Source organism: Pseudomonas sp. LBUM1648 (assembly GCF_059716145.1).
Window position 1 is genome coordinate 2,257,532 of the sequence record NZ_CP166808.1, and the last position, 14,725, is coordinate 2,272,256.

The 14,725-nt window shown below is 57.3% G+C and carries 14 protein-coding genes and 1 tRNA gene; 10 read left to right on the forward strand and 5 right to left on the reverse strand.

Features of this window, described 5'->3' with window-relative positions:
- Positions 1-33 precede the first annotated feature (33 nt).
- From ACA043_RS10260 to ACA043_RS10275, 4 genes are read left to right on the forward strand one after another with little or no spacing between them, the layout of a single operon-like run.
- Positions 34-2,865, forward strand: a complete 2,832-nt coding sequence (locus ACA043_RS10260) for a xanthine dehydrogenase family protein molybdopterin-binding subunit (RefSeq protein WP_497659113.1) — start codon at positions 34-36, stop codon at positions 2,863-2,865.
- Positions 2,858-3,397: a (2Fe-2S)-binding protein gene (locus ACA043_RS10265; RefSeq protein WP_187676946.1), complete on the forward strand. Its 540-nt coding sequence runs from the start codon at positions 2,858-2,860 to the stop codon at positions 3,395-3,397. Before ACA043_RS10260 ends, ACA043_RS10265 begins: the two co-directional genes overlap by 8 nt.
- A gap of 2 nt (positions 3,398-3,399) precedes the next feature.
- A complete protein-coding gene (locus tag ACA043_RS10270) occupies positions 3,400-4,635 on the forward strand; it encodes a c-type cytochrome (RefSeq protein WP_489881443.1) in 1,236 nt (411 codons plus the stop codon).
- A gap of 1 nt (position 4,636) precedes the next feature.
- Positions 4,637-5,608, forward strand: a complete 972-nt coding sequence (locus tag ACA043_RS10275; protein WP_497659114.1) for an XdhC family protein — start codon at positions 4,637-4,639, stop codon at positions 5,606-5,608.
- Positions 5,609-5,654: 46 nt separating this feature from the next.
- Here ACA043_RS10275 and ACA043_RS10280 read toward each other — a convergent pair whose 3' ends face one another.
- The gene (locus tag ACA043_RS10280; RefSeq protein ID WP_187676949.1) at positions 5,655-6,938 is read right to left on the reverse strand and encodes an NAD(P)/FAD-dependent oxidoreductase; all 1,284 of its coding nucleotides are present in this window, start codon (positions 6,936-6,938) and stop codon (positions 5,655-5,657) included.
- 183 nt (positions 6,939-7,121) lie between these two features.
- On the opposite strand from ACA043_RS10280, the gene ACA043_RS10285 reads away from it, so the two are divergent.
- The 3 genes from ACA043_RS10285 (at position 7,122) to ACA043_RS10295 (ending at position 9,451) form a co-directional block, all read left to right on the forward strand.
- A tRNA-Val gene (locus ACA043_RS10285) sits at positions 7,122-7,198 on the forward strand.
- Between the two features lie 120 nt (positions 7,199-7,318).
- A protein-coding gene (locus ACA043_RS10290) for an IS3 family transposase (RefSeq protein ID WP_123367138.1) occupies positions 7,319-8,541 on the forward strand; the annotation gives its coding sequence in 2 pieces (ribosomal slippage) (positions 7,319-7,670 and positions 7,670-8,541; 1,224 coding nt in all).
- Between the two features lie 454 nt (positions 8,542-8,995).
- The gene (locus ACA043_RS10295) at positions 8,996-9,451 is read left to right on the forward strand and encodes a DUF2214 family protein (RefSeq protein WP_187676950.1); all 456 of its coding nucleotides are present in this window, start codon (positions 8,996-8,998) and stop codon (positions 9,449-9,451) included.
- Positions 9,452-9,677: 226 nt separating this feature from the next.
- Here ACA043_RS10295 and csrA read toward each other — a convergent pair whose 3' ends face one another.
- Positions 9,678-9,872, reverse strand: coding sequence for a carbon storage regulator CsrA (csrA, locus tag ACA043_RS10300; RefSeq protein WP_003179932.1), 195 nt, complete (start codon positions 9,870-9,872; stop codon positions 9,678-9,680).
- 250 nt (positions 9,873-10,122) lie between these two features.
- Between csrA and ACA043_RS10305 the strand changes: the two genes are divergently transcribed.
- Together ACA043_RS10305 and ACA043_RS10310 are read left to right on the forward strand one after the other, a co-directional pair.
- Positions 10,123-10,491, forward strand: coding sequence for an SPOR domain-containing protein (locus tag ACA043_RS10305; RefSeq protein ID WP_187676951.1), 369 nt, complete (start codon positions 10,123-10,125; stop codon positions 10,489-10,491).
- Positions 10,492-10,578: 87 nt separating this feature from the next.
- Entirely contained in the window at positions 10,579-11,490 is a 912-nt protein-coding gene (locus tag ACA043_RS10310) for a siderophore-interacting protein (protein ID WP_401271541.1), read from the forward strand.
- A gap of 55 nt (positions 11,491-11,545) precedes the next feature.
- Here ACA043_RS10310 and ACA043_RS10315 read toward each other — a convergent pair whose 3' ends face one another.
- The 3 genes from ACA043_RS10315 to ACA043_RS10325 all read right to left on the reverse strand — a co-directional run bounded on the left by ACA043_RS10315 (position 11,546) and on the right by ACA043_RS10325 (position 13,796).
- Positions 11,546-12,235, reverse strand: a complete 690-nt coding sequence (locus ACA043_RS10315; RefSeq protein WP_187676953.1) for an endonuclease — start codon at positions 12,233-12,235, stop codon at positions 11,546-11,548.
- Between the two features lie 4 nt (positions 12,236-12,239).
- On the reverse strand, positions 12,240-12,509 hold the full coding sequence (locus ACA043_RS10320) for a DUF1654 domain-containing protein (RefSeq protein ID WP_401271535.1): 270 nt from the start codon (positions 12,507-12,509) through the stop codon (positions 12,240-12,242).
- Positions 12,510-12,707: 198 nt separating this feature from the next.
- Entirely contained in the window at positions 12,708-13,796 is a 1,089-nt protein-coding gene (locus ACA043_RS10325; protein WP_187676955.1) for an asparaginase, read from the reverse strand.
- A gap of 349 nt (positions 13,797-14,145) precedes the next feature.
- On the opposite strand from ACA043_RS10325, the gene ACA043_RS10330 reads away from it, so the two are divergent.
- Positions 14,146-14,595 (forward strand): hypothetical protein, encoded by a 450-nt coding sequence (locus tag ACA043_RS10330; RefSeq protein ID WP_497617357.1) that lies wholly within the window; start codon positions 14,146-14,148, stop codon positions 14,593-14,595.
- Positions 14,596-14,725 lie beyond the last annotated feature (130 nt).

Consider the following 14,725-nt stretch of genomic DNA (forward strand, 5'->3'; position numbering starts at 1 on the left):
AGGGCGGACACATAACCGCCCAGAGGATGATCCATGTCCAACCGTGAAATATCCCGGCGCTCGTTCCTCCAGGGCGGGCTGGTGGCGGGTGTGAGCGTCACGCTCACGCCGCTCAGCAGTCAGGCGCTGGCTGCCTTGATGGAAAACAGCGTGACCGTGCCGTCCGAGAAGTGGCTCGGCAACAACGGCAAGGCGCGCCAGCGTAACGATGCCTTGTCTAAAGTCTGCGGCAGCAAAGTGTTTGCCCGAGACATCCGCTCCAAGGACATGCCGGGCTGGCCTGAGCAACAAGGCCACGCCATGCTGCTGAAAACCATCAAGGCCGACCGTATCTACGAGGGTTACGATCTGTCGTGGCTCGGCGCCGACTTGCAGCCTGATCGCATCGTCACCGCTGCCGACTTGGTCAAGGACGGCATCGTGTTTCCGGAAGAGCACGCGCCGGACCCTTTGCTGCCGGAAGGCAAGGTGCCGATGTTCATCGGTCACCCGGTGGCGATCCTGATCTGGAACGACTTCGAGCGTTTCCGTCAGGCGAAGAACAAACTCAAATTCAATGACAAGGCGATTCGTTACGGTGCTCAAGTGCCGTTCTACGAAGGCGATCCCTACGGCAGCTTCCGCTACGTGCGCGTCGGCGGCCCAACCTCTGCCGATGAAGACGAGTTCGCCAGCCTCAAGGACTCGATCCTGTTCCCGATGCTGAAAAACCGTCGCCCGGTGTGGAATTCACAGCCGAACCTGCACGGTAACCTGACCGAGCGGGGCCTGTTCTACGCCGAGCGCATGAAGAATGAGATCGACACACCACCGGACAACTGGCTGGTGTTCGACGAACGCTACAAGACCCCGTCGATCGAGCCAGCCGCCATGGAGCCGGATAACGGCAACGGTTGGTACGATCCGAAAACCAAGACTTTGCACTTCGTCGTGGCCACCCAGTGTCCACTGGAAACTGCGACCGAGACCGCGAAAATGATCGGGCCGTCGCGATTCGGGCTGACCAATCTGAGCATGCACCCCGGTTACACCGTGGGCTACGGTTCCAAAGACCACAACATCTTCGTCTACTACGCAGCCCTTGCTGCGCTGTACGGCGCCGGTGTGCCGGTACGTCTGGCCAACGACCGCTACGAACAGTTCCAGAGCGGCATCAAGCGTCACCCGTTCGACATCCGCTACCAACTTGCCGTGGACAAGAATGACTACAGCTTCAAGATCTTCCGCGCCGAAATGAGCGTCGACGGTGGCGGTCGCATCAACTACAGCCCATCGGTAGCTGCGGTTGGCGCTACGGCGGCGCAGTCGATCTACTACATGCCGCAGAACGACTTGCAAGTCACCGCTTACCACTCCCGTGCTGTTGAGGCGGGTTCGATGCGCGGTTACGGTACGCTGCAGAGCATGGCCTCGACCGAAATGATGGTCGACGAAATCGCCAATCGCCTCGGTGTCGACGCGATTGATCTGCGTCGCAAGAATGCTCTGCGTTCCGGCATGAAAAACACCCAGGGTGCGATCCCGGCCGGTGCCTTGCGCCTGCACGAAATTCTCGACAAGGCCTCGGTGCACGAAGTCTGGAAAAACCGCGACGCGATCAAGAAGCAGCGCGAAGCGGCCGATCCGGATAACTGGTACGGCGTTGGTTTCGCCATTTGCCAGAAAGACTTCGGCACCGGTTCCGAAGCGCCGATGGCCAGCATCGAATTCACCGCTGACGGTCGCATCACCTTGCGCCACATCGGCATCGAAATCGGCACCGGCATGTCTACTTCGCAAGCCCTGGTGGTCGCCGACTTCCTTGGCAGTCCCGCCCACGAAGTAAAGACGGGCGAAACCGAATGGAAGGAATTGCAGCTGATCACCAGCGGCAACCCATACATCATGAGCCAGGCCGAGCAGGACAATCTGCTGCGCAATCCGCGTTGGGTTGGCAAGTTGGCCTCGGCGTCGTCGGCGACCAACTCGGCTTACTACTTCAGCCACGCCACCCGCGAAGCGGCGCGTGTGTTGTTCAACCACGGCTTGTGGCCAGCGGCGCTGGAGATCTGGCGTCAGGGCCCTTATGGCGGTCAGGCCAACCCTTATGTTGTGCGTCGCGAAGATGCGCATTGGGTTGACGGCAAACTCACCGCCAACGGCATGCAGCCGCTGAGCTTCGAGGAGCTGGCAAAGCGTGCTCACGAGCGCGGTCTGGTCACTGGCGCCACGGTGCATGGTTTCAACCGTTGGAGCTGGGCCGAGGCCGAATACAGCATCGACGGCGTGAAAGAGCGTCTGCCGCTCGACGGTCTTGCGGTCAAGTACGGCGACGGCGCACCGAAAGCCAAGCAGGCGCTGATGAGCACTGCCGGTTTCCACCTGCTGGATCGCCAGAACATCAACTATCCGGTAACTCAACTGAACAACGCGGCGGTGACTTACTACAGCCCTGTGGCCACGTTGGTCGAGTTGAAGGTCAACAAAGGCTCGGCGGAAGTCGAAGTGCTGAACCACCATTCGTGGGTCGAATGCGGTCGTGTGCTGGTCGAAGAACTGGTCAAGGGTCAGCTCGAAGGCGGCATCGCGATGGGTATCGGTCACGCGCTGATGGAAGAAATGCCGCTGTACGAAGGTGGGCCAGGGGAGGGTGACTGGAACTTCAACCGTTACCGTCTGCCGATGGCGCGCCACGTCGCGGTGTGGAAGCAGACGGCGGAAATTCTGCCGCCGCTGTCGCCAAGCGACCCGTCCAAAGGCATTGCCGAAGTGGTGATGATCCCGGTGGTCGGTGCCATCGGTAATGCCGTGGCACACGCCATTGGTAAACGTGTTCGCGATCTGCCTATCACTGCTGCGCGCATCAAGGAGGCCCTCAATGGCTAACCGTCCGCTTCAACTGACCCTTAATGGTCAATCCGTCGGCCCGGTGGACATCCCTGATGACCTGCCGATGATCGACTACTTGCACGAATACAAAAATCTCACCGGTTCGCGTCTGGGTTGTGGCCAGGGTATTTGCCACGCCTGCGTGGTGATCGTCGACAACCCGGACGGCACCAGCGAAGAAGTGCGCACCTGCATCACTGGCGCGCATTACTTCGAAGGCAAAAAAGTCCGCACCATCGAAGGCCATGCGACCCGCGATGAGCAGGGACAGGTCACTGAGCTGAATCCGATCCAGCAACGGTTCGTCGATGAATTCGCCTTCCAGTGCAGCTACTGCGCGCCGGGCTTCGTCAACGCCGCGACCGTTTTGGTTGAAAAGCTGCAACGCCAGCCGATCGTCAAAAGCAAACTGGAACAAGTCATTGAGGACAGCCTCGGTCACCACGTCTGCCGTTGCACCGGGTACGTGCGTTACTACAACGCCACCCGCAACGTGTTAACCGATCTCGGCCTGGTCAAGGAGGGTTAAGCATGAAGCTTTTAATCACCCGCCTGACCCTGGCGGTCGGGCTGGCTGCGCCGGTACTTTTTGCCCATGCCGATGATCAGGTCAAGCGCGGCGAGTACCTTGCCCGCGCCGCCGACTGCATGGCCTGCCACACCGCGCCGGGTGGCGCGCCGTATGCTGGCGGCCTGCCGATTGTGTCGCCGTTTGGCACGATTTACGGCACCAACATCACTCCGAGCAAAGAGCACGGCATCGGTTTGTATACCGATGACGAGTTCTTCGCTGCGCTGACCGCAGGCAAGCGTCGCGATGGTGCGAACCTGTATCCGGCAATGCCGTATACCTCGTATCACTTGGTGCCGCGTGAAGATTCGGACGCGATTCATGCGTACCTGAAAACCGTCGAGCCAATCGAGCGCGCGGCTCCGGTCACCAGCCTCAGCTTTCCGTTCAACGTGCGTCTGGGCCTGATGGGTTGGAACATGATGTACGGCAAAGACGTGAAACTTGAGTCTGGCGAAGGCAAAAGTGAAGCCTGGAAGCGCGGGCAATACATGGTCGACGTCCTCGGCCACTGCGGCGAGTGCCATACGCCACGCGGCCTGCCGGGCGCGATGCAGATGGACAAACGCATGACTGGCGGCATCCTCAATGGCTATCTGGCGCCGAGCCTGCTGGCCACTGATCTGGCGGCGCGCGGCTGGAATCATCAGGACCTGAGTACCTTCCTCAAGCACGGCATGAGTGCGCAAGGGACGATGTTCAACGAGATGTTCCCGGTGTTCCACAACAGTACTCAGGGGCTGAACGACACCGATCTGGCAGCGATGGCCACCTTCCTGCTTGGCGATAAACCGCCGGCAGCCAAAGCACTGGTCGAAGTGCCAGTGGACAAGCTCAGCCCAAGCGCCCAGCGCGGCCGTCAGGACTACTTGAACGTCTGCGCCGGTTGCCACGCCGCTGGTGGCGAAGGCAAGCCGCACATTGCGGTGGCCATGCGCGGCAACACCACGCTGCGATTGGAAGATCCACGCAATCTGTTGCGCGTGATCGAAGACGGTATCGGCGAACAGAAGTTCGCCGGTTTCGAGCACATGCAGCCGATGCCGGGTTTTGCCGATAAGTTGAGCCCTGAACAGCTGACTGATCTGCTGAACTACCTGCGACAAGGCTGGGGCGGTCAGTCCGGTGAACTGGCGGTGACCGAGGTGCAGAAGCTGCAAGCCGAAGCGCCGTCCATTGAGCACAAGGCGCACTGACATGCAGCATCTTGATCTACAAGTGGTGCGACGGGCACTGGAGTGGTCGGTGGCGGGGCGGCGAATCTGGCTCTGCACCGTGCTGACCACTTATGGCTCGGCACCGCGTGCGCCGGGTTCGCTGCTGGCAGTGAATGATGGCGGACTGTGGATCGGGTCGCTGTCTGGCGGTTGCGTCGAGGAGGATTTTCTCGAGCGCGTCGCCGAAGGTGCGTTTCTCGATGCGGTCAGCGTGGTGCGCTACGGCGAAGGCGACGATCCGCGTTCGCGGGTCAGCCTGCCCTGTGGCGGCATTCTCGATGTGCTGGTAGAGAAATTTGACGCTGACTGTGATGTGCAGGCGCATTTGCGTGAACTGGAGTCGGCGCTGCTTGGTCAGCGTCGGGTGATTCGTGAGGTCGATCTGGCCAGTGGTGCGCGCAGTCTGTTTGCTGACCGTGAGCAGGGTGCGCGGATCGAGCGTGAGATCGATCGGGTGCGTATCCGCGTCGGCGCGGCGCAGCGCTTGTTGCTCGCCGGGTATTCCAGCGTGGCGCAGGCGTGTGCCGAGTTTGCCGTGGGATTGGGCTTCGAAGTGATTCTCTGTGACCCGCGCGATGAAGTGCTTGAAGGCGTGGTTCTCAATGGTGTGGAGATTCGTCGGCAACTGCCGTCGGTGTTCATTGCCGACGGTGGTTGCCACCGCGACACGGCAGTGGTGGCACTGACCCACGATCCACGTATCGACGATCTGGCGATGATGGAAGCGGTACGCACCGAGGCGTTCTACATTGGTGTCATGGGTTCACAGCAGACATCGCAGAAGCGCTTCGAGCGTTTGCGTCGTATCGGCGGGTTGGGGGAGGGCGAGTTGGCGCGGATTCATGCGCCGATTGGTCTTAACCTCGGCAGCAAGACGCCGGCGGAGATTGCCTTGGCGGTGCTTGCCGATATCTTGCGGATTCGTAGCGGGATTGCTCGCGATCAGCTCTGACAGTGTTTCGCTCTCAATAAAAGGCCGCTTTTCCAGCGGCCTTCTTTTACATTCCAAACTTGTCGCGCAGTCCGTAATACCAAGCGCCTAGCGCTGCAAACGGTGTGCGCAACATTTGTCCACCCGGGAACGGGTAGTGCGGCAGATCAGCGAACGCATCAAAACGCTCGGCCTGACCACGCAATGCCTCGGCCAACACCTTGCCGGCCAGATGCGTATAAGTCACACCATGGCCGCTGCAGCCTTGCGAGTAATAGATGTTGTCACCCAAGCGCCCAACCTGAGGCAAACGCGACAGCGTCAGCAGGAAATTTCCTGTCCAGGCGTAGTCGATCTTCACGTCCTTGAGCTGCGGAAAGGCTTTGAGCATTTTCGGGCGGATGATTGCTTCGATGTTGGCCGGATCCCGTGCGCCATAAACCACGCCGCCGCCGAAGATCAGGCGCTTGTCGCCCGTCAGGCGGTAATAATCGAGCAAGTAGTTGCAGTCCTCGACGCAGTAGTCCTGAGGCAGCAGGGTCTTTGCCAGTTCATCACCCAGCGGCTCCGTGGTAATCACCTGGGTGCCGCACGGCATGGATTTGGCTGCCAGCTCCGGCACCAGATTGCCGAGGTAGGCGTTGCCGGCGACGATGATGAATTTGGCTCTGACCTTGCCTTGCGGTGTATGCACGACCGGGTTTGCGCCGCGCTCGATGCGCACGGCGGGCGATTGCTCATAGATAGTGCCGCCGAGGGATTCAACGGCGGCCGCTTCGCCGAGCGCCAGGTTCAGTGGATGTATGTGGCCACCGCTCATGTCGAGCATCCCGCCGACGTATTGATCGCAGGCGACCACTTCGCGAATACGGCGCTGATCCAGCAACTCTAATTGCGTGTGGCCGAAACGCTCCCACAGGCGTTTCTGCGATTCCAGATGGCCCATTTGTTTTGCTGTCAGTGCGGCAAACACGCCCCCATCCTTCAGATCGCACTGAATGTTGTACTTGGCCACGCGTTCGCGAATGATCCGCCCGCCCTCAAAAGCCATCTGCCCGAGTAGTTGCGCCTGTTTAGGGCCAACGGTACGCTCGATCACGTCGATGTCGCGGCTGTAGCTGTTGACGATCTGGCCACCATTACGGCCCGACGCGCCGAAACCGACCTTGGCCGCTTCCAGTACGGTCACGCGAAAACCGTTTTCCAGCAGGAACAGGGCGGAGGACAGCCCGGTATACCCGGCGCCAATCACACAGACGTCGGTCTCCACATCATCCTGCAAGGCCGGACGTGGCGGTACGGCATTGGCCGACGCGGCGTAATAAGACTCTGGGTAAAGGGTATTCGCCATCCTGCAGCCTCTGTTTAATATATTTTACGAGTGCGCCGATCCTACCCGAGTTGAAAAACCTCCGCCAGCCACCGGAAAATCTTCTTCTCTGGCCAGAAATTAAATATTTTGCATATTCATAGGGTTAGGTGAAAAAAAGGTGTTGACACCCCTCCGGAAATCCGTAGAATGCCGCCTCACAGCAGGCACGTAGCTCAGTTGGTTAGAGCACCACCTTGACATGGTGGGGGTCGTTGGTTCGAGTCCAATCGCGCCTACCAAACAAAATCCGCTCTGCTGGGCGGTCTAGAAGGGCTCACCGAAAGGTGGGCCCTTTTTTGTTGTCTGTGTCCCGTCCTGAATAAGGTTTACACCTTCTGACCCATTCTCAGGAGGGAGTAATGAATACGGGAGAAAGGCGCAGTCAGCGTGATTACACGCTGACCTTTAAATTGTCGGTCGTCGATCAGGTCGAAAAAGGCGAGTTGAGTTATAAAGAGGCTCAAGAGCGCTATGGCATTCAGGGTAAAACGACCGTACTGAACTGGTTACGCAGGCATGGTCGGCAGGACTGGAGTCAAGGCGCGTCCATTCGCTCCAAGAGACCCCGTTCCATGGATGAGCCCGATAAACCCCTGACACCCGAACAGCGAATCAAAGAGCTTGAAGAAAAGCTTGCCCAAGCCAACCAGAAAGCTCAGTTTTTCGAGGCCGTCGTTGACGTTTTGAAGAACGACTTCGGTGTTTCTGTCGTAAAAAAGCGATCCGGCAAGTCCTCTCCCAAGGGCAGATCCAAGGCCTGAGCATCAGTAGGGCTTGCCAGTTCATGGGGATTTCCCGTCAGGCTTATTACAAGCGCAACCGGGCGTGTGATGCCCGGGCCCGTCATGCCCAGGAAGTGATGGGATTCGTGAGGGAAAAGCGACTTAGGCAGCCGCGCCTTGGCACCCGAAAACTTCACAATCTAATGCGCACTGAGCCAGAAGTGTCCGTAAAGGTTGGTCGAGACCGTTTATTCGATATCTTGCGAGATCGGCGCGAACTGGTTCCCCGCAGACGGGCGTATCACAAAACGACAGACAGCCATCATCGCTTTCGCCGGCATCCAAACCTGCTCAAAGATGGACCGATTCAGGTAGTCGCCAAGGCGCCAGAGCAAGTATGGGTTGCGGACATCACCTACTTACCGACGCAAACGGGTGTGGCTTATCTGAGTTTGATCACCGATGCGTACTCTCGAAAAATCGTGGGGCACCATGTCCATGAAAGCTTGCACACCGAATCGGTGATCCAGGCGTTCAACAAAGCCCTCAGGCAGCGGACAACGGAGCAACGCCTGGTGCATCACTCGGATAGAGGCGTCCAATACTGCTCCGAGCTTTATCAGCGGCTGCATGCCAAATACGGCATCACCTGCTCAATGACCGATGGCTACGACTGCTACCAAAATGCGTTGGCTGAGCGTGTGAACGGGATTTTGAAAAACGAGTTATTGCTGCATCGCCCCAAAGATTTTGCAGAGGCCATCCGGATGGTGGACGAGTCGGTGCAGATCTATAACAACGAGCGGCCTCATCTGTCGCTGAAATACAAAACGCCCGATGCGGTGCATCGGGCGTTTTGAGGCTGAAACAGGTGTAAACCTATTTCAGGACTAGACACTGCGATTTTAAATCTCTTTCAAAGCTCTTCGTTTCGCTCCCTTCTGATGTATTGGTTTGGGCGAGTACCGCTGTTTTTCGATGTGGATCGCTCGGAGCTGAAAATTTCAACGGGTCGACTTTTTCGCCCATTAAATAGTGTTGATATTTAATGGCTTACCGATGTTACGAACCAACCGGTTATCAAAAAATCGTTGTTACCGATCGTGGAATTCAGTAACATCCGCCCCGCGTTCACCACCACGGTTTATGCATTTTTAAATCCCAAGCTTCCATCAGCTGCTTGGGATTTTTTTTGCCTGCGATTTGGCTTTCGCAGTGCTTCTCTTTGTTCCTGCGATCCTGTGCGGGCAAATCCGTACTTTTTCAACTACTACTGACTGGCCGAATTTCAACCCTTTCCAAAGGAGTGTGTCGATGCTGGTTCACTGGTTTCTAGCGGCTATTCATCTACTGGCTTTTGCCTTGGGCTTTTGGGCCGTGCTGACGCGCGCAGCGGCGTTCAGTCGCTTGGCGGCCGGCACGGGGGAGGCCGGGCGGGTTTTGCTTGCCGATAATCTATGGGGCGTTTCTGCGTTGATTCTGCTTGTGACGGGTGGGATGCGGGCGTTTGGCGGATATGAAAAGGGCACTGACTATTATCTTCATCAGCCACTGTTCCATCTGAAGATGACGTTGTTTGTGCTTATTCTGTTGATAGAGCTTGCGCCGATGATCACGTTGGTCAAATGGCGGATTGCCTCAGCGCGGGGTGCGGCGTTCGATACCGGGCGTGCAAAGCTGTACGCACGAATCAGTCATGTCGAGGCATTGCTGCTGGTGCTCATGGTGGTAGCCGCCACAGGTATGGCGCGTGGCGTGACATTCGCTTAGCAGAGCAAATTCCCTGCGCTCTATCGGAAACGTCCGACAGCCAGCCTTGGGAATGGCGGGTAGTATCGGGCGGCAACTGGGGATGGGGTACAGCAATGAATCGGAAGGGGATTCGCGTGTCAGGCGCCGTGCCCAGCAGAGTGGGGAGCGGATGGCGATACGGCGCGTGAATCTTTAGCCAGTCATTACACGAGGCAAACGAACTGGCTACTGACTGCGAGGCGTTTCAGGGAGTTTGTGGCTTGTCCGGAGCGGTCAGGCCAGCCTGAATGCGCTGGTAAATCTCTTCACGGTGCACCGCAACGTTCTTCGGGGCATTGATGCCAATTCGTACTTGCTGGCCGCTAACGCCCAGGATAGTGATAGTAATGTCATCACCAATATTTATGCTTTCACCGACTTTGCGGGTGAGTATCAGCATGGTCTTCTCCTTGATTGCTTTGTAGGGCACCTGATTCAGACAGTGCAGAGGTCGGTGGTACGTATAGATTAGTGCGAAGTCTCATGGTTTGGGTGCCTCTTTCTGACGCGCAGATGTGGCATTAATTCCCAGGGCGTAACTATACAGAGGCTGCAATCATCAATCTCGTTGTTTTGTGCCCATTTTGCGGGGCTCGCGAAGTATTTATGAATGATAAGATCGCCGCTTTGAGATTTCCGAGGAAAGCGTTGTGCGCAAATTGGTCTGGATGGTCGCGGCACTGGCATTGGCAGGATGTGGTGAAGGCAAGAGTGTAGACGTGCAGAAGCCGAAAGCGGCGGTGGCGAGCGCTCCAGCGGTGGTCTCTGCTCCACAGTGGGATCTGGAAGTGCGCGGCGAAACCCCTCAGGCAGTCAGTGACCTGAGTGGCTGGTTGATCGAACATGCTTTCGTTCCGACTGTCATCAAGGACAGTAGCGGCAAGACGCGGATTCTGATTGGTCCGTTCAATTCCCAGGCCGAGGCAGAAGCTCGAAAGGTGCAAGTTGATGCAGCATTGGTGAAGGCCAAAAAGCAGAATGTTGAATCGGTGCTGGTTGAACATCCGCTCACGCCGTAAACGATCCATTCGGCGGAGCTGCCTAAAGGTTGTCAAACGCGATTCGTTCCTTTTGAAGTCGCCGATGATTTCCAGAAGGAGCTCCGCATGGCCTCCGCCAATCCCTACAAATTATTCGATGTCATCCTGCATCGTAAAACGCAGTTGACCCCGCACATGATGCGGATCACGCTCAGCGGCCCGCCAGTCAATGAAATGGCTACTTGGGCGCCGGATCAACGGGTGAAGCTGTTTTTTCCTGCCGCCGACGGTTCGCAATCCAGGCTTTCCCAGAGCGAAGGCTGGTACGCTCGCTTCCGGGCGATGCTGGCGGATCGACGTCCGGCGATGCGCACTTACACCATTCGCCATTTGCGCGCCTCACAGGGTGAAGTGGATATCGATTTCGTCCTGCACGGCGAGACTGGGCCGGCATCTCGCTGGGCGCTTCGAGCGCAACCCGGTGAGTCGATGCAGATCCTCGCTCCCGACAGCCATTTCTCGGCGCAGGATGCCGGAGGATTTGAATGGAAACCGCCGCAAGTCCTCAAGCAGGTTCTGCTCGTCGCCGACGCGACGGCGCTACCGGCTGCCATGGGTATTCTGGATGAGTTGGCAGTGCTTGCCGAGCCGCCGCAAGTCCAGGCATTTTTCGAAGTCGATAGCGCACAGGACATGCTTGCCGTTCCTCATTGGCCGGGGCTGTCGGTGCAGTGGTTAATCCGCGATCAAGCGGGTGAAACGGTAACTGGAGCATTGATGGTTGAGGCGGTGCGTGAGGCAAAGCTGCCCATTCATAGGTCGGCAGCAGGGCGTGCAGTCGAGTTGGCCGATGTCGACATCGACAAGGACATTCTCTGGGAAATTGCCGAGACGGCTCCCGAAGGATTTTACGGTTGGGTTGCTGGAGAGTCTGCGGCGGTGATGAGTTTGCGCAGATACCTGATCAAGGAATGCGGTATCCCTCGCGAGTCGCTCAACCTGATGGGGTATTGGCGCTACAACAAGTCTGGCAGCTAGCCACAAAAAAGGCCTCGAACATAACGTTCGAGGCCTTTCTTTTTTTGCGTTGCAATCAGCCGCAGGCTTTCATGTTCACCGGGCCGACAAATTCATTGCCGCGTCCCATCACGCACGCCACGCTTTGATTGCGCTGGCGTTCCCAATCTTGCACCGGGTAGGTCTTGTCCCACGCCTCATACAATTGCCGATCCTGTTTCGACAGACGCAAGCCGTACTGCTTGCTCATGTAGAAATAGGTGCGGGCGATCATGCCGCGAATCGAAGGGCGAGGCATGACCTTCTTGGCCTTGAAGTCGACTTGGGTCAGGCACGAGCCGTACTGACCGGATTGCACCGGCAGCCAGCCGTAGCTGAAGTTACTGCGGTCACCGTTGACCTCGCCAATACTCGGCACCAGGTTGTGCAGGTCGGCCTCGGCCTTCTGATAGCTTGGATCGTAACGTGTGCAATTCTTGCGTCCACCTTCCTGCCAGCATTGGCGCTGATGGCCGAACTGCCAGGCCGGTACGATATGCTCCCACTCGATGCGCGAAGCACGCTTGGCATTTTTGCGTGGTACGTAACCGCAAGCTTTCAGATCGACCTTGTTACCGGTGTATTTGCACCCGCAATAAAACTCGGTGGACTGCGGCGCATACAGCTTCCAGGCGACCTTCTTGGCTTCCGTGAATGTACGAGGTGCACCCGCCTGGGCGCCCGTGGCGATGAACAGCAACAGCAAAGCAAAACAGCGGACAATCATTGAATCAATCTTCCTTCGGCACAACCCAAAAAATCTGCACGCCGCCATCGTCGCGGTAGGCGAGGGTGACGTTGTCGTTCTCGTCGATTTCCTCGAGCAGCTGTTCCCATTTATCCATCGGCTCATCCGGCAAGCGGAAGATCAGTGCGGCTTTGGCTTTTTGTGCGGTAGGGGAGTTGATGATTTTTTGAACGCGCATACCCATGCGTTCATAAGCGTCAGGAGCATCAGAGGAGGTGGCCACGAGGTTATCCTTATTAAGCTGTACGTGCATACAGTATTTAACTGTAGGCGTTTTCGCAACTGCTTAAAATTCAAGAAAATCCTCTGACAGCGGTTTTCTGACTTTGGTGTGAGTTCTGTCGGTTTTTTTGTGAGAAAAATGCTTGAGTGCTGTCGGCGACGCACCGCTCGCCGAAGAGGCGAGTGGTGCGAAGGTTGCCCGACCGAGAGGTGATCGGGCGAAGGTCAATCAGTATTCCCAGAACATCCGTTGCAGCTCTTTGCTGTCGTTGGTTTTGGTCAGCGCAACCATCGCCAGAATGCGGGCTTTTTGCGGATTCAGGTCGTGAGCAACGACCCAGTCGTACTTGTCGTCAGGCTGTTCGGCGTTGCGCAGAACGAAGCCGCCAGCGTTGACGTGGGAAGAACGGATGATTTGCACGCCATCCTTGCGCAGTGCCTGCAGGGATGGAACCACGCGGGAGGACACCGAGCCGTTGCCGGTACCGGCGTGGATAATGGCTTTGGCGCCGGATTGGGCGAGTGCCTTGTAGGCGGTATCGCTCACGTTGCCGTAGGAATAGGCGATTTCTACGTCAGGAAGGCTCTTGATGTTTTTGATGTCGAATTCCGAATCCATGGTGTGACGCTTGGCCGGCATGCGGAACCAGTAGGATTTGCCTTCAACCACCATGCCCAGCGGGCCCCAGGCACTTTTGAATGCCTCGGTCTTGATGTTGATCGTTTTGCTGACGTCGCGACCGGACTGGATTTCATCGTTCATGGTCACCAGGACGCCTTTGCCGCGAGCCTCCTTGCTGCTGGCCACGGCCACGGCGTTGTACAGGTTGAGCATGCCGTCCGCCGACATGGCGGTGCCCGGACGCATGGAGCCGACAACAATGATCGGCTTGTCGGTCTTCTCGACCAGGTTCAGGAAGTAGGCGGTTTCTTCCAGGGTGTCAGTGCCGTGGGTGATGACGATACCGTCGACGTCTTTGCTGTCTGCCAGTTCGGAGACACGACGACCCAGTTGCAGCAGGTTGTCGTTGGTGATGCTTTCCGAGGCGATCTGCATGACTTGTTCGCCACGCACATTGGCCAGTTTGCTCAGTTCAGGAATGCCGGCAATCAATTGCTCGACACCGACTTTGGCGGCCTGATAAGTCGCGCTGTTGGCTGCGCTGGCCCCGGCCCCGGCGATGGTGCCGCCAGTGGCGAGAACCACGACGTTGGCGAGTTTGGTCTGGGTTTCGACTTCTTTTGCCTGAAGGGCGGCAGGCAGGAGCAGGAGGAGGGCCAAAGCGCCCGGAACGAAGGTGTTGAAAGCAGATTTCATTATTTTTCTCTCTAGTAGTGAGACGGTGCTGATGCAGGTTCATCTAGATTCACCCCGAGCCGATCTGAATGCCCGGGTGCGGTGAAGGGAGCAGGATCTGTACCAGCCGTACTTTGCGTCAGAGAAATGTTTAACATTATGATTTAAAACAATATTTTGTGATCCGTAAAATTCACTGTTGATTCGTTTATCCGGGTTTCCGAACAATGCACGCTTTCACGTTCGGCTCTCCGAAAAGGACTACCGCGTCTGTCGAACGAATCGGGTTGTCGGTATCGGGTTTTCTGCTAAAGAATCCATCGCACAGGCCGATGCGTGTTCAAGGGCACTAAATTTCTAGGGAGTTCACATGTCACTTACAGTCGGTTTTTCAAACCCTGGCGCAGTCACCATCGGCGGCAAAACCGCAGCCACAATCAGTGCACTGAGTGAGGCGGAAGAGAACGCTGCCGCCGAGGCGTCAGGTGCGGATAAAGATGGCGGCAATCAAGTCAGAACCGGTGGTGCTGCCCAGGAAGAAAGTAAGGCCGAAAGCGGTGATAACCTGAGTATCACCGTCAAAATGCTGCTGAAGCGGATGCAGGAATTGCAAAAGCAGCTTCAGGAGCAGCAGCAGCAATTGGCTGCGGCACAGGCGGCGAGCTATCCGACACCCGAAGCCAAGGCGCAGGTGGTCATGTCCATGCAGGGGCAAATCGCTGACACCAACAGCGCGCTGTCGGAAGTCACCAATGCATTGGTCAAGGAGATGGCCAAGGACTCCAGCAGCAGCGGCGGCCTGGTCGATACCACGGCATAAGCATCGCGGGGCGGTCAGAAGAATCGCCCTACAATAAATGACGATTTCTGATTGTTGACAAATGTCGGCGGGATTCGCATAGTTCGGTCTACGCAAACGTTTGCGCGGCTTTCCCGATGAACTATGCCGT